General features: G+C 68.5%; 25 protein-coding genes and 1 tRNA gene. 13 read left to right on the plus strand and 13 right to left on the minus strand.

Annotation, left to right across the window (positions count from 1 at the left end):
- Window positions 1-53 precede the first annotated feature (53 nt).
- A complete protein-coding gene (locus NL126_RS15265; protein WP_255195743.1) occupies window positions 54-644 on the plus strand; it encodes a zinc ribbon domain-containing protein in 591 nt (196 codons plus the stop codon).
- Here NL126_RS15265 and panB read toward each other — a convergent pair.
- Entirely contained in the window at window positions 638-1,444 is an 807-nt protein-coding gene (gene panB, locus NL126_RS15270) for a 3-methyl-2-oxobutanoate hydroxymethyltransferase (RefSeq protein WP_434084169.1), read from the minus strand. The two genes, NL126_RS15265 and panB, sit on opposite strands and share 7 nt — an antisense overlap.
- Window positions 1,445-1,527: 83 nt before the next feature.
- Here panB and NL126_RS15275 point away from each other — a divergent pair, with 83 nt between their 5' ends.
- The 3 genes from NL126_RS15275 (at window position 1,528) to NL126_RS15285 (ending at window position 2,438) form a co-directional block, all read left to right on the plus strand.
- Window positions 1,528-1,932 carry a DUF7522 family protein gene (locus NL126_RS15275; protein WP_255195745.1) on the plus strand — a complete coding sequence of 135 codons (405 nt, stop codon included), beginning with the start codon at window positions 1,528-1,530 and terminating at the stop codon, window positions 1,930-1,932.
- Window positions 1,933-1,963: 31 nt separating this feature from the next.
- Entirely contained in the window at window positions 1,964-2,200 is a 237-nt protein-coding gene (locus tag NL126_RS15280) for a DUF5822 domain-containing protein (RefSeq protein ID WP_255195746.1), read from the plus strand.
- Between the two features lie 67 nt (window positions 2,201-2,267).
- Window positions 2,268-2,438, plus strand: a complete 171-nt coding sequence (locus NL126_RS15285) for a hypothetical protein (protein ID WP_255195747.1) — start codon at window positions 2,268-2,270, stop codon at window positions 2,436-2,438.
- Window positions 2,439-2,495: 57 nt separating this feature from the next.
- Here NL126_RS15285 and NL126_RS15290 read toward each other — a convergent pair whose 3' ends face one another.
- From NL126_RS15290 to NL126_RS15305, 4 genes are all read right to left on the minus strand, one after another.
- Complete coding sequence (locus tag NL126_RS15290) at window positions 2,496-3,029, minus strand: HAD family hydrolase (protein WP_255195748.1); 534 nt, start codon at window positions 3,027-3,029, stop codon at window positions 2,496-2,498.
- Window positions 3,029-4,156, minus strand: a complete 1,128-nt coding sequence (locus tag NL126_RS15295) for an acyl-CoA dehydrogenase family protein (protein WP_255195749.1) — start codon at window positions 4,154-4,156, stop codon at window positions 3,029-3,031. Before NL126_RS15295 ends, NL126_RS15290 begins: the two co-directional genes overlap by 1 nt.
- 63 nt (window positions 4,157-4,219) lie before the next feature.
- Window positions 4,220-5,380: an alanyl-tRNA editing protein gene (locus NL126_RS15300; protein ID WP_255195750.1), complete on the minus strand. Its 1,161-nt coding sequence runs from the start codon at window positions 5,378-5,380 to the stop codon at window positions 4,220-4,222.
- A 31-nt stretch (window positions 5,381-5,411) separates the two neighbouring features.
- A complete protein-coding gene (locus NL126_RS15305; protein ID WP_255195751.1) occupies window positions 5,412-5,933 on the minus strand; it encodes a helix-turn-helix domain-containing protein in 522 nt (173 codons plus the stop codon).
- 146 nt (window positions 5,934-6,079) lie between these two features.
- Between NL126_RS15305 and NL126_RS15310 the strand changes: the two genes are divergently transcribed.
- Together NL126_RS15310 and NL126_RS15315 are read left to right on the plus strand one after the other, a co-directional pair.
- Window positions 6,080-6,164, plus strand: a tRNA-Leu gene (locus tag NL126_RS15310).
- 354 nt (window positions 6,165-6,518) lie between these two features.
- On the plus strand, window positions 6,519-7,076 hold the full coding sequence (locus tag NL126_RS15315) for a DUF420 domain-containing protein (protein ID WP_255195752.1): 558 nt from the start codon (window positions 6,519-6,521) through the stop codon (window positions 7,074-7,076).
- Window positions 7,077-7,180: 104 nt separating this feature from the next.
- On the opposite strand, the gene purF is transcribed toward NL126_RS15315, so the two are convergent.
- From purF to NL126_RS15340, 5 genes are all read right to left on the minus strand, one after another.
- Window positions 7,181-8,635 carry an amidophosphoribosyltransferase gene (purF, locus tag NL126_RS15320; protein ID WP_255195753.1) on the minus strand — a complete coding sequence of 485 codons (1,455 nt, stop codon included), beginning with the start codon at window positions 8,633-8,635 and terminating at the stop codon, window positions 7,181-7,183.
- 216 nt (window positions 8,636-8,851) lie between these two features.
- A complete protein-coding gene (locus tag NL126_RS15325; RefSeq protein ID WP_255195754.1) occupies window positions 8,852-9,028 on the minus strand; it encodes a 50S ribosomal protein L37e in 177 nt (58 codons plus the stop codon).
- The gene (locus tag NL126_RS15330; protein ID WP_255195755.1) at window positions 9,025-9,207 is read right to left on the minus strand and encodes an LSM domain-containing protein; all 183 of its coding nucleotides are present in this window, start codon (window positions 9,205-9,207) and stop codon (window positions 9,025-9,027) included. The genes NL126_RS15325 and NL126_RS15330 overlap by 4 nt, the downstream gene beginning before the upstream one ends.
- Window positions 9,208-9,381: 174 nt before the next feature.
- Window positions 9,382-9,810 carry a hypothetical protein gene (locus tag NL126_RS15335; RefSeq protein ID WP_255195756.1) on the minus strand — a complete coding sequence of 143 codons (429 nt, stop codon included), beginning with the start codon at window positions 9,808-9,810 and terminating at the stop codon, window positions 9,382-9,384.
- A gap of 13 nt (window positions 9,811-9,823) precedes the next feature.
- Window positions 9,824-10,885, minus strand: a complete 1,062-nt coding sequence (locus NL126_RS15340; RefSeq protein ID WP_255195757.1) for a M20/M25/M40 family metallo-hydrolase — start codon at window positions 10,883-10,885, stop codon at window positions 9,824-9,826.
- A gap of 83 nt (window positions 10,886-10,968) precedes the next feature.
- Between NL126_RS15340 and NL126_RS15345 the strand changes: the two genes are divergently transcribed.
- Window positions 10,969-11,235 carry a hypothetical protein gene (locus tag NL126_RS15345; RefSeq protein ID WP_255195758.1) on the plus strand — a complete coding sequence of 89 codons (267 nt, stop codon included), beginning with the start codon at window positions 10,969-10,971 and terminating at the stop codon, window positions 11,233-11,235.
- 20 nt (window positions 11,236-11,255) lie between these two features.
- Here NL126_RS15345 and NL126_RS15350 read toward each other — a convergent pair whose 3' ends face one another.
- Window positions 11,256-11,879, minus strand: coding sequence for an alpha/beta hydrolase (locus tag NL126_RS15350; RefSeq protein WP_255195759.1), 624 nt, complete (start codon window positions 11,877-11,879; stop codon window positions 11,256-11,258).
- Window positions 11,876-12,820 carry a ring-cleaving dioxygenase gene (locus tag NL126_RS15355; RefSeq protein ID WP_255195760.1) on the minus strand — a complete coding sequence of 315 codons (945 nt, stop codon included), beginning with the start codon at window positions 12,818-12,820 and terminating at the stop codon, window positions 11,876-11,878. The genes NL126_RS15350 and NL126_RS15355 overlap by 4 nt, the downstream gene beginning before the upstream one ends.
- Before the next feature lie 65 nt (window positions 12,821-12,885).
- Between NL126_RS15355 and NL126_RS15360 the strand changes: the two genes are divergently transcribed.
- From NL126_RS15360 to NL126_RS15370, 3 genes are read left to right on the plus strand one after another with little or no spacing between them, the layout of a single operon-like run.
- Window positions 12,886-13,254: a winged helix-turn-helix transcriptional regulator gene (locus tag NL126_RS15360; protein WP_255195761.1), complete on the plus strand. Its 369-nt coding sequence runs from the start codon at window positions 12,886-12,888 to the stop codon at window positions 13,252-13,254.
- Window positions 13,255-13,309: 55 nt separating this feature from the next.
- On the plus strand, window positions 13,310-13,528 hold the full coding sequence (locus tag NL126_RS15365; RefSeq protein WP_255195762.1) for a hypothetical protein: 219 nt from the start codon (window positions 13,310-13,312) through the stop codon (window positions 13,526-13,528).
- A gap of 59 nt (window positions 13,529-13,587) precedes the next feature.
- Window positions 13,588-14,538, plus strand: a complete 951-nt coding sequence (locus NL126_RS15370; protein ID WP_255195763.1) for a zinc-dependent metalloprotease — start codon at window positions 13,588-13,590, stop codon at window positions 14,536-14,538.
- Between the two features lie 21 nt (window positions 14,539-14,559).
- Here the strand turns inward: NL126_RS15370 and glyA are convergent, their stop codons facing one another.
- Window positions 14,560-15,807, minus strand: a complete 1,248-nt coding sequence (gene glyA / locus NL126_RS15375; protein ID WP_255195764.1) for a serine hydroxymethyltransferase — start codon at window positions 15,805-15,807, stop codon at window positions 14,560-14,562.
- Between the two features lie 110 nt (window positions 15,808-15,917).
- Here glyA and NL126_RS15380 point away from each other — a divergent pair, with 110 nt between their 5' ends.
- The 3 genes from NL126_RS15380 to NL126_RS15390 all read left to right on the plus strand — a co-directional run bounded on the left by NL126_RS15380 (window position 15,918) and on the right by NL126_RS15390 (window position 20,579).
- On the plus strand, window positions 15,918-17,888 hold the full coding sequence (locus NL126_RS15380) for a hypothetical protein (RefSeq protein ID WP_255195765.1): 1,971 nt from the start codon (window positions 15,918-15,920) through the stop codon (window positions 17,886-17,888).
- Between the two features lie 110 nt (window positions 17,889-17,998).
- Complete coding sequence (tbsP, locus tag NL126_RS15385; RefSeq protein WP_255198854.1) at window positions 17,999-18,811, plus strand: transcriptional regulator TbsP; 813 nt, start codon at window positions 17,999-18,001, stop codon at window positions 18,809-18,811.
- 55 nt (window positions 18,812-18,866) lie between these two features.
- Window positions 18,867-20,579 carry a YcaO-like family protein gene (locus NL126_RS15390; protein ID WP_255195766.1) on the plus strand — a complete coding sequence of 571 codons (1,713 nt, stop codon included), beginning with the start codon at window positions 18,867-18,869 and terminating at the stop codon, window positions 20,577-20,579.
- The last annotated feature ends 14 nt before the right edge of the window (window positions 20,580-20,593 follow it).

A 20,593-nucleotide genomic window follows, 5' to 3' on the forward strand; every position in this document is an offset into this window, starting at 1 on the left:
CCGTCAATACGGTGACAGACACGTGAGAGACGAGCGATTTCGGGGGGCCACGTATGAGTGACGCGCCGGTGGATCCTCGCTGCCCGGAGTGCGACGGTCCCATCGGGGTGACCGCGATCTACTGCATGCACTGTTCGGCTGACCTGCGTGACGAACAACGTGCGGCCGACAGCGACGGCGACGAGACGTGGGACGGAACGTCGTCCAGCGCCGAAGACGATTCCTCGTTGCTCGACCCCGACGGAGTACTCGATAATTCGCTGACCGTCGTCGTGGGTATCGTGGGGGGTGCCGTCGCGGGCATCGTGGGCACTGCAGTCCTCGGATTTCTCACCGAGAGCGGCCTCGCCGTCGCGTTCGGTATCGTCGCGTGGCTCTTCGTGACTGCGTACCTCGTGCGCCTCCGGACCGTCCAGGAGACGATATCGAAGAGCGGCTACGCCATCGCGGTCGTCGTCCTGACCGTCCCGTTGCTCGCGTTCAGTCCCGCAGTCGGCGTCGACGGCGGCGCGTCCGCCCGCAGCGATCTGTTCGTCGTCCTGCTGCTGCTCGTGGTCGTCCCCGCAGCCATCGCCGTCGGCATCGGCTGGGTGGCCGGGCGGTTCGTGCCCGAGGAATCGGACGGTGACCGTGCGACTCAGTAGACGTCGTCCAGTTCGTCCTGGTAGTGGCTGTGCTCCTCGGCGGGGAACGCGCCGGACTCGACGTCCTGTTTGTACCCCTCGATGGCCTGTTGCATCTCGCCGCGGACGTCGCCCCACTTCTTGGAGAAGGGTGCCGTCGTCTCCGAGAGACCGATGACCTCGTCGACGGTGAGCACCTGCCCGTCGCAGTCGGGGCCGGCACCGATGCCGATGGTCGGGATGTCGATGGCCTCCGTGACGGCCGCGCCGAGGTTCGCGGGGACGTGTTCGAGGACGAGCGAGAACGCGCCTGCGTCCTCGTGTTCGCGCGCGAGGTCGATGATTTCCCTGGCGGACGCCTCGTCGGTCCCCTGCCGGAACAGCCCGGTCTCGTTCTCGCGCTGGGGCGTGAGTCCGAGGTGCGCTTGCACCGGGATTCCCAGCCGGGTGAGCCGGCGCGTGAGGTCCACGGTATGGTGGCCGCTCTCGAGTTTGACGCCGTCGGCGCCCGCCTCCTTCACCATCCGGCCGCAGTTCTCGATCGCGTCGGCCTCGTCGGCGCCGTACGAGAGGAACGGCATGTCCGCGAGGACGAACGCGTTCTGTGTGCTCCGGGCGACGGCGGCGGTGAGACTCGCTATCTCGTCGACCGTCACCGGGAGGGTCGAGTCGTGGCCCAGTCGGAGGTTGCCGACCGAATCACCGACCAGTACCATGTCAACGCCCGCGGCGTCGACGAGCTCGGCGGTTGGCGCGTCGTAGGCCGTCAGCATCGTGATTGGCGCCACGCCGGCCTTCGCGCGGATGTCCTTGGCCCGCATCATGGTCGCGCTCGGAGTGTCGGGGCAATAAACCCTCCAGTTGACCGCACGACTTTTGTGAGCGATCGGCAGAGACTGCGACGATGCCAATCCGGCGAGCGCCGACCGTCGTGTCGTTCGACGCCGACGTGTTGCTCGAGTCGCTCCTCGAGCGCCTCGGGGACGGCCTACGGACCTTCGCAGAGTACGACCACGGCGACTACCAGGTACTGTACGCGAGCGACCGGCTGCTAGAGGGAGTCGGCGGGGAGGACGCGTTCGCCGAGCTGGCCGACCGCTACTACAACTTCGTCCACCTCGATTTCGTCGAGCGCGAGGTGTTCGCCGACCTCTCGCCCGCTGCAGGTGCGGTCGGCACCTACATCACTCGGCTCGACAACGCGATGTTCGTGCGGTATCTCGTCGGCGACGAAGGCGTGTTCTTCTCGGTCGCCCCCGACACGCACGCCGTCCCGCTGCTCGAACGGCTCGACGAGCTCGTATCGTAACCGCTTACCGCGGGTAGTTCAGAGGTGAGGTATGCCCGAGCGCGTCGAGACGCACGACCCCGAGGGAACTGACTTCGGGTGGGTGATGCAGGTGACGTTCGTCGTCACGATCCTCGTCGGCGCGCCCATCGTGGCCGGCGCGTCCGTGTTCTACCAGCTGCCGACGTGGAGCGCCAAGGCCTCATTCGCCATCCGTGTCGGCGCCATCGTCTGGTTCGTTACCGCAGTCGTCGTGTTCGTAGTCGCCCGCCGCCGGGCCGACGCGTGACTCGATAGCTCTCCAGAGACCTCCTAGAACCGGTTATCTCCTCGGGTCGCCACGAACGAACGGGGAGATGAGCACACTCACGACACTACCGCTCGACCGCGACATCGTCGACGTGGTCGACGAACTCGACGGGGGGGACGCTACCGGAGGTGTACCGGACCCTGACCGCGGCGGGCGCTCGACCCCATCTGCGGGGACAGATGGTGGCGATCCGCTGGCACCGACTGCTCGACGCTGAGGTACTGACACAGCGCGACGGGTCGGTCCGCGTCGCCGACCGCTCGCCCGTCGAGACTCAACACCAGTCCTCGACGTAGCAGAACGCCACGCCGGCGTTCGTCGCACAGACCTCGTCGCTGTCGCTGTCACCGACGAAGACCGCGTTCGCGGGCGGGACGCCCAGCGCCTCGAGCGCCGCCAGCAGGGGCTCGGGGTCGGGCTTCTTCCACGGCCCGGAGTCGCGCCCGACGACCGTCTCGACGTAGCGGTCGAGTCCGTGGCGTTCGAGCGCGATGTGGCACGCGGCCTCGCAGTTCAGCGAGCAGACGCCCACGGGAACGTCGTGCGGGAGCCCGTCGGCTGTCGGGAGGAGCTCGGCCTCACGGGCCCCCGCACGCTCGAACTCGGCGACGACGGCCTCCAGCGCGTCGGCGTGGCCCGTGGCTTCGGCGCGGTCGAACAGCGGCCACACGTCGTCCGCGTCCGGGACCTCGACGCCCTGCTCGCGGAGCGTGTCGGCGACGTCACGTTCGACCTGTTCCCAGTCGACCGGCAGGTGAACGAGCGTGTTGTCGAGGTCGTAGACGACGGCGTCGTACTCCCCTGTCATCAGTCGAGCAGAGTCCGAGCGATGACCTTCTTCTGAATCTCCGACGTGCCTTCGTAGATGGTCGTGATCTTCGCGTCGCGGTACATCCGCTCGACCGGGAAGTCGGTCGTGTAGCCGTAGCCGCCGTGAATCTGGACCGCCTCGTTCGTCACGTCCATCGCGTTCTCGCTCGCGAAGTACTTCGCCATCGAGGCGGCCTGTGCCGGCGGCTCACCGGTGTCGAGCCCCTTCGCCGCGTCGTAGGTGAGGAGGCGCGCGGCCTGCGTCCCGGTCGCCATGTCGGCGAGCTTGTGCCGGATGGTCTGGATGTCGGCGATCGGCTCGCCGAACTGCTCGCGGTCCCCCGCGTACGCTTTGGCCTCATCGAGCGCCGACTGGGCGAGCCCGACGGCCTGCGCGGCGATGGCGACGCGCCCGCCCGTGAGAATCGAGAGCGCCGCGGACAGCCCGCGACCTTCCTCGGTCAGCCGGTAGCGCTCCGGGATGCGCACGTCGTCGAAGATGAGCGTGGTCGTGTCCGACGCCCGGAGTCCGAGCTTCTGCTCTTTCTTGCCGACCTCGAGCCCCTCGACGTCCTTCGGGACGACGAACTGCGTGACGGTTCGGGGGTCCGCCCTGTCGGTCTTCGCGAACAGGACGACGACGTCCGAGCGCTCGCCGTTCGTGATCCACTGCTTCGTGCCGTTGATGACGTACTCGTCGCCCTCTTTCCTCGCCTCGGTCGTCAGCTCCGCGGGGTTCGACCCGCAGTGCGGCTCCGAGAGCGCGAACGCCCCTACCGGTCGACCGTCGACCATCTCGGGGAGGAACTCCTCCTTCACGGGGTCGCTCGCGAACTCGGCGAGACACGAGGTGACGAGCGACTGCACCGACAGGGCGGTCGCGACCGCGAGCTGGCCATACGCCAGCTCCTCGTTGACGAGGGCGTACGTCAGGCCGTCGGCGTCGAGCCCACCGTACTCCTCCGGGATGGTCATCGAGGTCAGATCGAGCTCGGCGAGGCCGTCCCACACCGCCTCGGGGAACGTCTCGGTCTCGTCGGCCTCGCGGGCGGTCGGGCGTACCGTCTCGGCGGCGAACTCCCGTACCGTCTCGCGGATGGCCCTGTGTTCGGGGGAGAGGTCCATGTCCACTCGTGGAAGTGCTCCCGCAAAAATTACCCGCTCGGTGCCGCCGGCGGCGCCCCCGCGCTACGGTCGGAGGAAGTCGAGAACGTCCGCGGCGTCGGCCCCGAGCCCGCCGCCCTGTGCAGCGGTCGGCGAGCCACCGCCACCGCCACCGAACTCGTCGGTGACGTCCGCGACGACCTCGCTGGCGTCGACGCTCCCGTCCGTCGCGACCGCGAGCGTGCCGTCGGGCGAGACGAGCGCGACGACCGCGGCCCGCTCGCCCGCGTGCGCCCGCGCCGCCTCCGAGAGCCCGTTGGCGTCGAGGTCGAGTTCGGCCACCAGCCACGTCGCGTCGCCCCGCTCGACGACGGATGTGACCGACAGCCGGACGCCTGCCAGTTCCGACTGGAGCGCGTCGCGCTCGCCGCGGACGGCATCGAGGTCCGCCAGTACCTCTTCGAGACGCCCTGGCACCGCTTCGGGGGCGACTCCGAGCGTCGCGGCTGCATCGGTAAGCGCACGCTTCTCGGTCGCCCGGTGGTCGATGGCTCGCGGCCCGACCGTGAACTCGACTCTCGTGAGTCCTTCGCCGGGGTTCGACCGTCCGAGTACTGTGACCGGGCCGATTTCGCGCGTGTTGCGGACGTGGGTGCCACCGCAGGCTGCCGTGTCCCAGCCGTCGATGGTGACGACCCGGACTGTCTCGCCCGTGATGCCCTCCTCGGTCTTGGTGTTGAACGCCACGTCGGGGTCTGCGAGCGCAGCCTCGCGGGGGCGCTGCTCCCACGTCACCTCGCGGGAGTCCCAGACTGCGCGATTGACCAGCCGCTCCAGTTCGACGAGCGTGTCGTCGTCGATGTCGGTCGACGTGGTGAGGTCGACGCGGACGCGCTCGTCACTAATGTCGAACCCGCCGTAGCCGAGGTCGTCGAGCAGTCGTCGGCCTGCGCCGTAGAGCGCGTGGCTCGCGGTGTGGGCACGCATACAGTAGCGGCGGAACTCGGGGTCGACGTTCGCGACGACTTGGGTGCCGGCCTCGATGGGTTCGGCGAGCGTGTGGACGACGGTGCCGTCGCGCTTCTGGACGTCCTCGACCGCCACGCCGGCGATGGTGCCGCGGTCGGCCGGTTGGCCGCCGCCTTCCGGGTAGAAGTACGTCTCGGAGAGGACGACCTCGCGGCCGCCTGCGGTCACCTCGGCCTCGAACGTCTGGGTGTAGGGGTCCTCGGGGGCCAGACTCATTGTCGGTAGGTCGGCCCCACGGAAGAAAAGATTACTCGGAGAGCTGGACGTTGAGCCGCTCCTCGATGGCCTCGATGAGCGAGCCGCCGATGCCCGCGCGATTGGCTCGGCCCTGTTCGACCGCGAGGATGTCGGCCTCGTCGACGCCGAGTTCGCCCGCGAGCTCGCCGGGCTGGAGCCCGGCCTCCTGGCGGGCCTCCTCGAGCTTCTCACCGTAGCCGCGCACGAGGTAGGGGAGTGGGTCGTCCTGATAGTCGGTTCCCTCTTCCTCCCAGTGCTTGGGGTCCCCCTTTCGGGCGTCGTCGAGGCGGGCGACGTTCTGTGCGGCCCGCTTCTTCCGGTTCTCCTCGCCACGACTCCCGTCGCCACCCTGGGACGAGGACGACGTCGACTTCGACTTTCCACCACCCTCGCCGTGTCGCGCGCAGTCGGCGCAGACCTGGAGACGCGCCCCGGCGACGGTCGTCTCCCGGAGCTTCCCCGACTCCGTGCCGCACAGCTCGCAGCTGTCGGCGTCGTCGGAGCCCACGCCGCCGGTCGAGTATTTCGCCATACGCCTCTATAGCTCGCGGCCCGTACTTCAACCCCGCGTTCGCCGCAGTCGTGCGGGGACCGTGCGAAGGTGTTGCGACCGACCGACGGAACGAAAGCCCTTTTACCCAAACCCGGATACGAGCTAATGCACACACGACACAGCGTGCGTGGGTAGCCAAGCCAGGCCAACGGCGCAGCGTTGAGGGCGCTGTCCTGTAGAGGTCCGCCGGTTCAAATCCGGTCCCACGCACTGCGCAGGTGGGTTCGCCCACCGTACACAGTGCGGGTGCTCGTCCTCTGGACAGCACCCACGCATCATCCTACCGACGCAACGACCCGAAAGCGGTTGCACTTTTACGTAGAGGTCCGCCGGTGAGCGGTCGGCTCGCCGACCGCGAACGCCGTCGTGGAGCGAAGCGGAACGACGGAAGTTCAAATCCGGTCCCACGCACTGCGCAGGTGGGTTTCACCCACCATACACAGTGCGGGTGCTCGTCCTCTGGACAGCACCCACGCATCATCCCTACCGGAACTACAGCACGGAGCGACGGCACTGGTCGCCGTCACAGGTGGACCTTTCACCGAGCCCTGTCTACCACCGGGCATGCAGAAGTACGCCCGTGACCGCGTGCCCGAACTCACGGCGCTGTTGACCGCTGTCTCGCTCGCGCTGGTGTTCGGGGCGGTACTCGGCGTCGTGCCGACGCCCCCCCGCGCGCCGACAGCAGTCCTCGATGCCATTCCTGCAGTGAACGCCGTCATCAGCCTCGGCGCGATCGTCGCTATCGTGACCGGCTGGCGGGCTATCCGTCGCGGTGACGTCGGTCGGCACCGAGCTTCGATGCTCACCGCGTTCGGGCTGTTCGCGCTGTTCCTCGTGCTGTATCTCTACCGTGTGAGCATCCTCGGCCCGAGCGACTTCCCGGGGCCCGAGCTCGTCTACTCGTACGTCTACCTCCCGTTCCTCGCGATACACATCCTGCTGGCAGTCGTCTGTATCCCGCTGCTGTTCTACGTCTTGCTTCTGGGGCTGACGCGACCAGTCGAGGCCATCTATGAGACCAGTCACCGCCGGGTCGGGCGCATCGCGGCGTCCCTGTGGCTCGTCTCGTTCACGATGGGCATCGCCGTGTTCCTCATGCTGTACGTCGTCCCGTGGTAGGATTCGGTGGCCAGTCGTCGGCGGTTGGCACGACGTCGACTTCAATCGGACTCGCAACACTCGTCCGATAGCGTTCGCGCGCGGCGGGCCGCGCGCTCACCACGTCAGTCGTCGGCTGGTGCTTCGCCCTCGATGACGGGGCGGTCGACCTCGCGGTCGGTGGCCTCGCCCTCGATGTCGTAGGGGTACTCGCCGGTCACACAGCCGAGACAGAGGTCCGCGCGCGACTCCTCGAGTGCCCCGGCGACCGCGTCGATGGAGAGGTACGCCAGTGAGTCGGCGGCGATTTCCTCGCCGATCTCCTCGGTCGTCTTGTCCGACGCGATGAGTTCCTCGCGGGTCGCCATGTCGATGCCCATGTAGCAGGGCGCGACGATGGGCGGTGCGCCGATGCGCATGTGGACCTCCTCTGCGCCGACGTCCTTGAGGAGCTGGACGAGCTGGGTCGAGGTGGTGCCGCGGACGATGGAATCGTCGATGACGGTGACGGTCTTCCCCTCGACGACGTCGCGGATGGGGTTGAGCTTCAGGCGCACGGCGCGCTCACGGGCGTCCTGCGTCGGCATGATGAACGTCCGGCCGACGTAGCGGTTCTTCATCAGCCCCTCGGCGAACTCGACGCCGGCACCGTCCTCCTGTGCGGCCTCGGCGTAGCCCGAGGCGAACGCGCGTCCGGAGTCGGGCACGGGCATGACGACGTCGGAGTCGACGCCCGACTCCTCCCAGAGCGCGCGGCCGAGGTCACGGCGCACGTCGTACACGAGCGAGCCGTCGATGCGAGAGTCGGGCCGGGCGAAGTAGACGTGTTCGAAGAAGCAGTGGGCCGTCCGCTCGCGTTCGAACAGGCGATAGGAGTCGAAGCCACTCCCGTCGGGCTGGAGGACGATGAGTTCGCCCGGCTCCACGTCGCGGACGAGTTCGCCGTCGAGGACGTCGATGGCGGCGGACTCCGAGGCGAGCACGTAGCCGTCGTCGATGGAGCCGATACAGAGCGGGCGATTGCCCTCCGGGTCGCGCACGCCGAGGACGGTGTCGTCGTGCATGATGGTCAGCGAGTAGGAGCCGTGGATGCGACTCATCGTGCGCTTCACCGCGCGCACGAGGTCGGCTTCGAGGAGGTTCCGCGCGAGGTCGTGGGCGATGACCTCGGTGTCGCCGTCGCTGGTGAACGCGTGGCCGAGCGCCGCGAGCTCGTCGCGAATCTCTCCGGCGTTGACGAGGTTGCCGTTGTGGCTCAGGCCCAGCGAGCCGGATTTGAACGAGACGGAGAAGGGCTGGGCACACGAGGAGTCGACCGAGCCCGCCGTCGGGTAGCGGACGTGGCCGATGCCGACGTTGCCCGCGAGCCCATCGAGGTCGGCCTCGGCGAAGGCGTCACCGACGAGCCCCATGTCGACGTGGTCGTGCTGCTGGAAGCCGTCGTGCGTGACGATGCCGGCGGACTCCTGTCCGCGATGCTGGAGCGCGTACAGCGAGTAGTAGAGCGGTCGTGCCGCGTCGCGGCCGTCGAGGGAGACGCCGACGACGCCACACTTCTCCCGTGGCCCGGAGTGGGTCATCAGGAGTAGGTGTCGACCGGATGGGCAAAAACCTTCGTGGTTGTGCTCAGTAGCGGGTGCACACGTGCCTGCATATGCACAATCGTGGATGTGGTCTGCGGGCCTGCGATTCGTGGCGCCAGTCGGAGCGGAGCATCATCTAGCGCAGAGAGGGCGGTGACGTGGCGCGACGAACGCGTTGCTCACCGGTCTGGAGAGCGCAGAGAACCGCGCGGATTAGTGGTCGCCGGACTTCGACTGCCAGGCGTACTGTCGTCGCTTCGCGGACTTGCCGAAGCCACAGGAGGCACAGACCTTCTTCCGGCTGTGGTAGGACTTCTCGCCGCAGCGTCGGCACTTGACGTGCGTCGTCTTGTTCTTCTTCCCCTGCGATGGAGTACCTGCTCCGGTCATGGTTGTATCGAGACGACGTTATCGCCGCGGATAATCGTTGTGTTCTCACCTTCGATGACGAGGTTCATGTGCTGGTCATAGCCGGTGAGGGTGCCGGAGACGTTGGTGTCTCCTTTCAGCGTCACCGTCACCTCCTCCCCGAGAGTGGCCTCCAGCACGTCGAGCGGTCGGTCAGCCATACCCCTATCGCGTAGGCGGGCGGGCATAAATACACCGACAGCGTGGCGCGACCATCGGGAGCGCCACGATTATGCGAGCGGGGAGCAGCGCGACCCGTGAGCAGGACCGACGGGAGCGGCACGGGATTGTGAGCGGCGAACGGGACAAAGCCCTCGTCCCGTGTCAGCGACGACTCACCCTGGTGTCGAGGCGACTTGCCGCTCCCACGCCAGGCGGAGCCCCCGACCGAGAACGAAGCCGGCGGTTCCGAGCATCACACCCGCGAGAAGGCCGACCTGCATGGTGGTGCCGAGTCGGCCGGAGAGGCCGCGGTAGAGCGTGTCACCGCCCGCCGTGCCAGCGGTCGTGAACGGCCACCACACCACCGCGAACGGGACCCCCTCGGCGATCCACGTCCAGACCAGCCCACCGCCGTACGCGCCGACGAGAATTGCCGGGAGCGTGTAGAGCAGCACGACTGCCCAGTAGCCGAGAGAGAACGACGGGAACGGCGGCTCGACCGGGAGCGAGAGCGTCCAGCCGATCGCCGCCGCCAGCAAGGCCAGCGCAATCGCGAGAACCGCGCCGCGTTCGGTGCCGAACAGGATGGTTCTGCCGTCCATGTGCGTGCGAGTGTCAGACCTCGACGTGGAACGGCGCGAACTCATCTGCCCGTGCTGCGAACGCGCCCATCAGTTCCGCGACCTCGTCCAAGTCGTCGGTGTCGATGACCTCGACCGGCGTGTGCATGTAGCGGTTGGGCAGCGAGATGTTGAGCGTCGGAACTCCCGACCGCGAGGTGTAGAACACGTCCGCGTCCGTTCCGGTGGTGATGCCGTCCGCAGAGAGCTGGACACCGATGTCCTCGCCACGTGCGACGGCCCGGACCGCCTCGACGACGACCGGGTGGTTCGACGAGCCCCGGCCGACGACCGGCCCCGAGCCGAGTTCGACGCTCGACCCCTTGGTGCTGGGTGCCTCTGGGGTGTCCGTCGCATGCGTCACGTCCGTGGCGAGAGCCACGTCCGGGTGGAGGTCGAAGCCGACCATCTTCGCACCCTGGCGACCGACCTCCTCCTGTACCGTGGAGACGGCGTACACCGTCGCGCTGGCGTCGCGTTCGGCGGCACGCCGTAGCCCCTCCGCGGCCGCCCAGATGCCCGTCCGGTTGTCCATCCCGCGGGCGGCGACGAGGCTCCCGGCGAGGTCCTGTACCTCCGTGTCGAAGGTGATGGGGTCGCCCACCTCGACGAGGTCGCGGGCTTCCTCCTCGTCTGCGGCCCCGATGTCGACGTGCATCTCCGTGATGTCGCTGTGGTCGTCGTCCGCGGGGTCACGGAGGTGGATGGCGACCTGCCCGACCACGCCCGGGACGGGGCCATCGCGGCCGTGGACGGTGACGTACTGCCCCCGCGTGACCGTCCGGTCTGCGCCACCGACGCGCGTCAGCTTCAGGTGGCCGTCGTCGGTCACGTCGCGAACCATCAGGCCGATCTCGTCGCCGTGCCCGCCGAGCAGCACGTCGAGGTCGCCGTCGCCCTCGTAGACGGCGATGGCGTTGCCGTAGTCGTCCGTCCGAACCTCGTCTGCGAACGTCTCGACGTAGTCGAGCCAGACCCGCTGGCCGGCCGTCTCGAACCCCGAGGGGGTGGCCGTCGCGAGCAGGTCGTCGAGGAACGCCCGTCGGTCGTCGTCCATACCGGTCGCTGGGACGGCGCCCCGAAGGCCGTTTTGGTCACCGAGTGAACACGCCTAAGTTCGTGCTCGTCGATACATCGTCCATGGCGAAGTTCACGTTCCTGGAAGTTCACCTCGACGGCGCGAAGTTCACGGCGAACGCTCCCGGCGGCAAAATCGAAGAGCCCGACGAGGAACCCGAGGTCTCGGTCGGCGAGGTCGGCGACGAGGCGTCGTCGTCGGGCAAGGGGAAGTGGGTCGCGGCGCTCGTCGGCCTGCTGTTCCTCGTGGCCGTCGCCGCCGTCGCGAAGAAGAAACTCGGTGGCGACGCCGACGACCCCGAGATTCCGGAGCTCGCGGACCGCGAGTAACGGGCGTACCGGTCCTCAACCTACAGCGCGTCTATCATTCCCGCGACGTAATCGACCTCGTCGCGGTTGACGCCGTGGCCGAACCCCTCGTAGATGCGCTCTTCGACGTCGGCGCCGAGCGACTCGAAGGTGTCACGCGTCTCGTGGACGCGTTCGAGCGGGATGTGTGGGTCGACGTCCGAGCAGCCGAGGAACACCGGTGTCCCCTCCATGTCCCCCTCGTACTCGGCGAGCGTCTCGCCGATGAGCCCGCCCGAGAGCGCAACCACCCCACCGTACCGCGTGGGATGGGTCGCCGCGTACTCGGTGGCGAGACAGCCACCTTGCGAGAATCCCAGTATCATCACGGAGTCGGCGTCGATACCGGCCTCACTCGCCTGCCCGACGATGCGGTCGATGGCGTCGAGGCCTGCGGTGCGGCCGGGCTCGTTCTGTTCGACGGGAGCGAGGAACGACTGGGGATACCACTCGTTCATCGTCGCCTGCGGCGCGAGATAGGCCACATCGTCGCGCGAAAACTCCTGGTGCATCGCGAGGATGGAGTGGGCCGTCGCCCCGCGGCCGTGGACCAGCACGACCGCCGCGTTCGCCTCGTCGAGCGACGCGCCCGCGGTTCGTGGTTCGGCAGTGTGGAGGTCGCTCACTGTGCGGCCCCCGTGTCGAGTTCCAGCGGTGGGAGTTCCGCCTCGATCCGGTCGCGGTCCTCGGCCAGCCACGGTGGGAGTTTGAGTTCCTCGCCGAGCGCCTCGGCCGGTTCGTCGCGGTCGAATCCCGGTACTTCGGTGGCGAACTCGAACAGGATGCCGTTGCGCTCGCGGAAGTAGATGGAGCGGAAATACTGCCGGTCCTTCTGCTCGGTCACGTCGAACCCCTGGTCGCGGAGCGCCTCCTGCCACGCGAACTCCGCGTCGTCGTCCGCGACGCGGAACGCGACGTGGTGGACGGTCCCGACGCCCGGTCGCCCTCCGACGTCGGTCTCGACGAGGTCCACGACCACGGCCGTCTCACCGCTGGCTTCGTAGCGGGTGCGGTCGCTCTCTTCGGCCACGCGCTCGTACCCCATGGTCTCCAGCAGCGTAGCGGTGGGCTCGGCCTCGTGGACCGCGAGGGTGACGCCGTAGAACCCACGGATTGCGTACGCCTCTGGAACGACCTCGCCCCAGGGCTCGACCGTGGTCTCCTGGGTCGAGGCGACGAGTTCGTACTCGAGGCCGTCGGGGTCGCGGAACGCCAGCACGCGCTCGTCGAGTCTGTCCTCGGGCGCGTCGTACTCGACGCCGTGGTCGTCGAACCGCTCGACCCAGTAGTCGAGGCTCCCCTCGGGGACGTGGAACTGCGTCGTCTGGACCTGCCCCGCGCCGACACGGCCCGGGCGGCCGTCCTCGAACGGGAAGAACGTGAGCGCCGTCCCCGGTTCCCCGACCTCGTTCCCGTAGTAGAGGTGGTACGTCGTCACGTCGTCGAAGTTGACCGTGCGCTTGACGAGCCTGAGGCCGAGAACCTCGGTGAAAAAGCGGTAGTTCCGGGCCGGGTCCCCCGCCACGCTGGTGACGTGGTGGAGCCCCTCGATTGGTGCTGTCGCCATGTTACCTGGTTAAGGGACGAAACTTCATAAGGACTCGCGGACAACGATGTCAGCAGGTAACAGCAATGTCATCCGACGAGCGCTACAGCGAAGAGGCCTGTGTCGTCATCGACTCGCTCGAACAGATCGGGTCGCAGTGGCGGCTCATCGTCCTGCACGACCTGCAGGAGGGCGAGAAGCGGTTCAACGAGTTGAAGCGGTCCACGGATGCGTCCTCGCGGACGCTCTCGCGGGTGCTCGACGACCTGAAGGAGATGGGGTTCGTCAATCGTCGTCTCGAAGAGGACGCCCCCGTCGCCACCTACTACTCGCTGACCTCGAAGGGGGAGTCGCTCGGCCCCGTCTTCGAGGCCATCGAGAACTGGGCGGAGGACTGGCTCGACCCCGACGAGGAGAGCCTCATCGCCGCCGACGGCGGCTCAGAGGCCGAGTAACTCGCGCATCGGTGCGGCCCGAAAGCCCTTGTCGGGGGACGCCGAGTTCGCGCGTATGCATCCGTCCCCGCATCCCAGCCACGGCTTCTTCCGCGTGACCGTGGCGTTCGGCTGCTACGTCCTCCTCGTCGTCGGATTCGCCCTCGTCCTCCAGCGACTCGGCCTGTCACAGGGGCTCCTGATGGCTGCCACGCTCGTCGCCGCGGTCGCGGTGCTCGCCGTGGTGCTCCCGCTGTTCCGCCGACTCACGCCGCAGCGGGCGGGCGATTCCTGAGCGACGCTCCGGAGAGTAACGGTCGGAAGGCCTATACGCCGAACGCCGAAACGTCTGCTGTGAGTCTCTATCGCGTGGTGCGGGCCGTCGCGGAGAGTTCGGGCGACGGGCCCATCGACTGGACGGCCGCTGCGGAGGCCGCGAAGGCGGGGACCGACCCTGGCAGTGTGAACCTCACCGAGGCGCAGCGGGCGGGCTACGCGGGTGACGTTCGCGACGCACGGAGCCGCATCCGCGAAGTCGCTGCTGTCGACTTCGACCTACCCGACACCGTCGAGGTCCAGCACCGCCACCACTGGATCGACGCCAACGTCGCCACCTTCCGGCGCGTGATGTCCCCCCTGGAGAACGAGACCGGCCTCGTCCCCGGGCTCGCCCGGACCGTCAACACCGGAACCATGGGGCTGATGCTCGGATTCCTCGCGAACAACGTCCTCGGGCAGTACGACCCCCTGTTGCTCGCGGAGGGTGACGACCACGCGCTCTACTTCGTCCACCCCAACATCCAGCGGGTCACGGGCCTCCTCGACGTCGACGAGGAGCGGTTCCGCCGCTGGATCGCGTTCCACGAGGTCGCCCACGCCGCGGAGTTCGGGAGCGCACCGTGGCTCTCGACGTACCTCGAAGACCAGATGCAGGCAGGTATCGGCGCGCTCACCGAGGGGCGCTTCGACCGCGACGCCCTCCACGAGCTGAACGTCGCGATGACTGCCGTCGAGGGCTACGCCGAACTCGTCATGGACCGCGCGTTCGACGAGGAATACGACGATCTCCGGCGCAAACTCGACGAGCGCCGACAGGGACAGGGTCCCATCGCCAAGCTCGTCCGCCGCCTGCTCGGCCTCGGAATGAAGCGTCGACAGTACGAGCGCGGCAAGGAGTTCTTCGACCGCGTGGCCGACGAACGCGGCGTCCACGGCGCGAGCGTCGTCTGGGAGAAAGCGGAGTACCTCCCGTCCGACGAGGAACTCACGCACCCCGAGAAGTGGTTGGCGCGCGTCCCGGCGTAAGTCGCCGGCGACGCAACTACGCTATTCGTACAGCGGGAACGCGTCCGTCAGCTCGTCGATTTCTGCGGCGGCCTCGGCTTTCACGTCCGCGTCGTCAGGCGCGTCGACGACGCGGGCGATGAGGTCACCGACCTGTTCCATCTCCTCGGTGCCCATTCCGCGCGTGGTCAGCGCGGGCGTGCCGGCACGGATGCCCGAGGGGTTGAACGGCGACCGCGTCTCGCCGGGCACGGTGTTCGCGTTGAGCACCAGTCCGACCTCCTCGAGCGCCTCCTCCGCGTCGCCACCGGTGGTGTCCGGGTGCGAGGGGCGGAGGTCCACGAGCACGAGGTGGGTGTCGGTCCCTCCCGAAACGAGTTCGAAGCCGTGGCCTTCGAGTGTCTCACCGAGCACCTTCGCGTTCTCGACGACCTGTGCGGCGTAGTCGTCGAACTCCGGTTCGAGCGCCTCCTTGAAACCGACGGCCTTGCCGGCGATGTTGTGCATGAGGGGACCGCCCTGCCCGCCGGGGAAGACGGCCTTGTCGATGTCGTCGGCGTACTCCTCGCTCGTCATGATGATGCCGCCACGGCCCGCACGGATGGTCTTGTGCGTGGAGCCGGTGACGAAGTCGGCGACGCCGACCGGCGACTCGTGGACGCCGCCGGCGACGAGGCCGGTGATGTGTGCGATGTCGGCGAGGTGGAGCGCGCCGACCGCGTCGGCGGTCTCCTGCACGCGCTCGAAGTCGACCTCTCTCGGGTAGGCGGAGTAGCCCGAGACGATGATGTCCGGCTCGAACTCCTCGGCCTGCGCGTGGAGCCCCTCGTAGTCGATGTAGCCCGTCTCCTCGTCCACGACGTACTGCTCGACCTCGTAGAGCTGGCCCGTGAAGTTTGCGGGGTGGCCGTGGCTGAGGTGCCCGCCGTGGTTGAGGTCGAGCGAGAGGATCTTGTCGCCAGCGTCGAGCATCGCGAGGTAGACGCCCATGTTCGCCTGCGTCCCGGAGTGGGGCTGGACGTTGACGTGCTCGGCACCCCACAGCTCCTTCGCGCGGTCGATGGCGAGCTGCTCCACCTCGTCGGCGTACTCACAGCCGGCGTAGTAGCGCTTGCCGGGGTAGCCCTCGGCGTACTTGTTCGTGAGCGCCGACCCCTGTGCCTCCAGCACCGCGGGGGAGACGTGGTTCTCGGAGGCGATCATCGCCAGCGTGTCGCGCTGGCGCTGGAGTTCACCGTCGAGGGCGTCGGCGACCGCCGGGTCGGTCTCGCGAACCGTCTCGTAGTTCATACACGAGAGTGCGGCTCGTCGGCCAAGAATCTACCCGTCTGCGGCAAGCCAGTCGGCCCTCCGTACCGGCCCGTAGGTCTTTAACCGAGGAGGCGAATACTCCGCCGTCAATGGTTGAATGGGGGCGAACGGGCGAAACCATCACCGCGACTGGTCGTGCCGGCGAGGTGCACCTCACGACGGTCGACTGGACCCCGACGCCCCCTGCCCGACAGCTCCCGTACCCTGTTGACGCGGCGCTCGCCGGGCGGGTCGCCGCCCTCGACCTCCCGTCCGGCGCCGCGACACTCGACGACGGCTCCGGCCCCCGAGCTGTCACGAACGGCGACGTGAACGTGGCGGAGGCGCTCGTCGCCGTCGACGCGGCAGTCGAGACGTTCGTTCGATTTGGCGGCGCTGCGACGCTCGACACCAGTGGCGACGGCCTCACGCTCCGATTCGACAGCGAAACGCCGGTCTCGCTCGGGTTCCGCGACGACCGCGACGACCCCGATTCGATCACGGTTCCGCCGACGCCGGCCGGACTCGCGGCGGCCGTCACCACGGCGGGCGGCGACCTCGCCCCCCTCGGTCCAGAGCGGTCACGCCCCGTACGTCGGCCGCATCCACCGCTCGTCAGCTTCGACGAGGGGGCAGCGTCTCCCGAAACCGAGCGGTCGCTTGTGCTCCGCGTCCCCGACGACCTGGAGCACGTCCTCGTGGCCGCGCCGTTCGCCTACTACCTCGGGGCCGAACTGGTGACGGAGTCGCGGACGGCGCCCCTGCTCGAAGCCGCGGGCATCGGCTTCGAGCGACCGTACGGGACGCTTCCGACGTTCGCGTCGGAGGTCGCTGCCGACGTCCGTCGCGCCTTCTACTTCGACTGTCTCGCCCGCGAATCGCCCGCGGGCCACGACGTCGACCGGTCTCCCCTCTCGTCGCTCGGGCTCGACGCCGCGAGCGTCCGCGAGGTGTCGCCGGCCGTCCGATACGCGACGTATCTCGACGCACCGGTCGACGCCATCGACCTGCCCGCGTGGCACCTCTCGACGTACGTCGACCCGACGTACGAGCACGCGCGGTCGGTCCCCTACCTGCTGGACCGGCTCTCACTGGTGTATCCGGCCGAGGCGTCGGAACTCGAACCCCGCGACCTGCTCGAACGTTCGCTCGACGACTTCTTCCGCGGCGAGGTGGTTTCCGTCTCGCCAGTCGACCCGGACCTCGGGGTCGGCACGTCGCACGCGTGGCTCGCCGCTGGTGAGCCCGTCGAGGCATTCAAGACGACGACGCGCGCCCACGAGAACCGGCTGGCGACGCGCCCTGAGGGGGACGTAACCGTCGCCGTCGTAGTGAACGACCCGGAGATGGCGCCCGAACTGACCGTCGCCGACACCTACCGGGACGCGCCGTTGCCGCTGTCGGTGCACGTCCACGAGTCCCTGCGCACGGACGACCTCGCCGCGGTGCTCGAACGGGACGTGGACTTCCTCCACTACGTCGGCCACTGTGAGGTCGACGGGCTCAGATGTCCGGACGGCCACCTCTCGGCCAGCTCACTCGCCCGCTCGGGGGCGACCACGTTCTTCCTGAACGCCTGCGGCTCCTACCACGAGGGGGAGACGCTCGTCGAGAAGGGGAGCGTCGCGGGCGGCGTCACGCTCGACAAGGTGCTCAACGAGCAGGCGACTCGCGTGGGGACTGCGTTCGGTCGGCTGCTCGTCCACGGGTTCGGCATCGACCGCGCGCTCTCGCTCGCCCGCCGACGCATCATGATGGGCCAGGACTACGCCGTCGTCGGTGACGGGACGTTCGCGCTGACGCCGACGTGTGGCGACCCCGCCGTCGTCGAGGTCGACCGGCTCGACTGCGACAGGTTCGGCGTCGAGTACGCGGTCGCCTCCACGCGCGCTGCCGGCGCCACCTACCGTGACCCGCTCACGGATCGCCAGCGACTCTACGGGACGAGCGAACGGGCGGTCGTCGACCGGTCGACACTCACCGCGCTGCTCGAACGGGTCCACGCGCCCGTCGTCTTCGACGGTGACCTCCGATGGTCGGAACGCCTCAGGGACGAAATCGGGTCCGAAACGGCCCATTGATGGACAACTCACGGAGTGAGGGGCAGGTCGAATTTATATAGTTAGGCGACCTTTTCACGGAATAAGGCCACTAATATTAACTCCGGATTGGCCACATTACAGCTATGACCATGGAAGGAAACTTACTGGAACGAACGGTCGCCGATGTCCTCGACGAAGCACTCGCCGCGGCCGACGAGGAGCTGTTCGTCGTGAACCCCTCGACTGACACGCTCACCGAACTGCTCGACGTACTCGACGCCGACGACGGCCCGACCGTGACGGTGCTCGCGAAACCCGCCGTCCTGAAGGACGTGACGGAGGACTTCAAGCTCGCCAGCACGGCCGCGGACCTCCGTGACGCCGGCCGACTCTCGGTCCTCGAGTACGAATCGAACGACAACACGCTGCTCGTCACGCCCGACTCCGTCGTCGCCGTCGTCGCTGCCGGCGACCACGTCGCGGGGCTCGTCACCGACGACGCCACGTTCATCGAGGGCGCGTACGCGCAGTACCGCGACGTCGCCGACGAGGCCGAGCCGTTCGGCCTCCGCACCCCTGGCATCAACCGGGTCCGCGACTCGCTGCGCAGCAGTCTCGGCGACCGGACCGCCGAGGACTTCGACGGCGTCCTCGCGTCGCTCGAAACCGCCCGCGGTGACGGCGACGGCCTCGACGAGGTCACCATCTCGCTGCTCGTCGCGGCGAAGAACGAGGAGCTCCTCTACGACATCTCGAAGTGGGGCGAGGACGTGGGTATCGCCTCGAAGGCGACGTTCTCGCGCACCAAGACCCGCCTCGAGGACAAGGGCCTCATCGACACCGAGAAGGTCCCCATCGACGTGGGCCGCCCGCGGCTCCGCCTCAAACTCGGCGACGACCGTCTCAAGGGCGCGAGCAACGACGAACTCGCCTCCGTGGCGCAGTCCGTCCTCGCGAAGTAACACTCTCGATTTCCTCTCTGGGGGGTTTTTCTCTCGTCCGCCACACCGATGAGCCATGCACGTCGGAATCGTCGGGGGCGGGGTCGCAGCCGACGCCGTCCGCGCTGGCGTCGAGAACGCCGCGAGCCGGGTCTCGTCGGTCGGCCCGGACGCGGTCGGACAGGTCGATCTCGCGGTCGTCGTCGGGCCGGTCGGCGCACCGGGGTTCGAGACGGCCAACAACGCAGCGCGGCAGGCGAACACCCCGTGGCTCGCCGTCGAACTGGGGGGCATTGGGGGGCACGGTCTCGCTGAGGTCGAGGCCGCGGTCTCAGGATTCGCGCCCGAACAGGGCTGTTTCGACTGTCTGCAGACGAGAGTCGCCGCAACCACCGAGGAGCCCGTCGAGGAGACGCCAGACGACGCGGACGCCCGGTTTGCCGGCGCCATCGCGGCCCGCGAGACGGTCCGACTGCTGGCGGGCGACGCCTCGCCCGTCCTCGGGGGAGTCATCGAGATTCCCCATCAGCAGCGACGGTTCCTCCCCGTTCCGGGCTGTGGCTGTGACTCGTCGCGCGACCCGAGCCTCGACCGGACGCACACCCCTCGTGACCTCGATGCCGCGCTCTCGGCGGCCGAACTCGCGCTCGACCCCCGGGTGGGCGTCGTCACCGAGGTGGGCGAGGCCGAGTCGTGGCCCGCACCGTACTACCTCGCGACGCTCGCGGACACGTCCGGGTTCTCCGATGCGACCGCCAGTTCCGCAGCCGCAGGTGTCTCGCCCGACTGGGACGCCGCGTTCATGAAGGCGCTCGGCGAGGGGCTCGAACGCTACGCCGCCGGCGTCTATCGGACGGGGGACTTCGAGCGCGCGGTCGCGGACGAGCTTCCGGCCGCCGTCTCGCCCGACACGTTCGTCACGTCGCCACGGTTCGACCCCGCGAGCGACGACCCGCTGTTCTGGACGCAGGGCGAACACCTCGGCTCGGGGACGACGGTCCACCTCCCTGCGGAGTTCGTGGTCTTCCCGCCGCCGAACGTCCGACATCGCCCGGCCATCACCACGGGCCTCGGGCTCGGCAACGGTGGGGTCGAGGCCATTCTCTCCGGGCTGTACGAGGTCGTCGAGCGCGACGCCGCGATGCTCGCGTGGTACTCGACGTTCGAGCCGCTCGGTCTCGACGTTCGGGGGGCGGGATTCGAGACCCTCACTCGGCGGGCCCGCTCGGAGGACCTGTCCGTGACCGCCCTCCTTCTGACGCAGGACGTCGACGTACCAGTCGTCGCCGCGTGCGTCCACCGCGACGGCGACTGGCCGCGGTTCGCCGCCGGCATGAGCGCGGACCTCGACCCCGTCGCGGCCGCGACCGGGGCGCTCGAAGAGGCGCTCCAGAACTGGATGGAGCTCCGGGGGATGGGTCGTGACGGCGCGACCGAGGAGTCGGGAGCCATCGGCCACCACGCCGACTTTCCGGACTCGACCCAGCAGTTCGTGAGCCCCGAGACGATCATCCCGGCGTCGTCGGTCGGCCCGGACGAGTCGTTCGAGGGTGAGGCCGAACTCGCGGAACTCGTCGCGCGGGTGACGGACGCGGGGCTCGACCCCTACGCCAGCCGGCTGACGACGCGCGACCTGGAGTCGCTGGGGTTCGAAGCCGTCCGGGTCGTCGTGCCGTCGGCCCAGCCGCTGTTCACCGACGATGCGTACTTCGGCGAGCGCGCCGAGCGCGTCCCCGAAGAGTTAGGATTCGAACCGCGACTCGACCGCGAGCACCACCCGTTCCCCTGAACGTTCGACGCTGA

The sequence above is a fragment of the Halorarius litoreus genome, assembly GCF_024362405.1.
GTDB lineage: Archaea > Halobacteriota > Halobacteria > Halobacteriales > Haloarculaceae > Halorarius > Halorarius litoreus.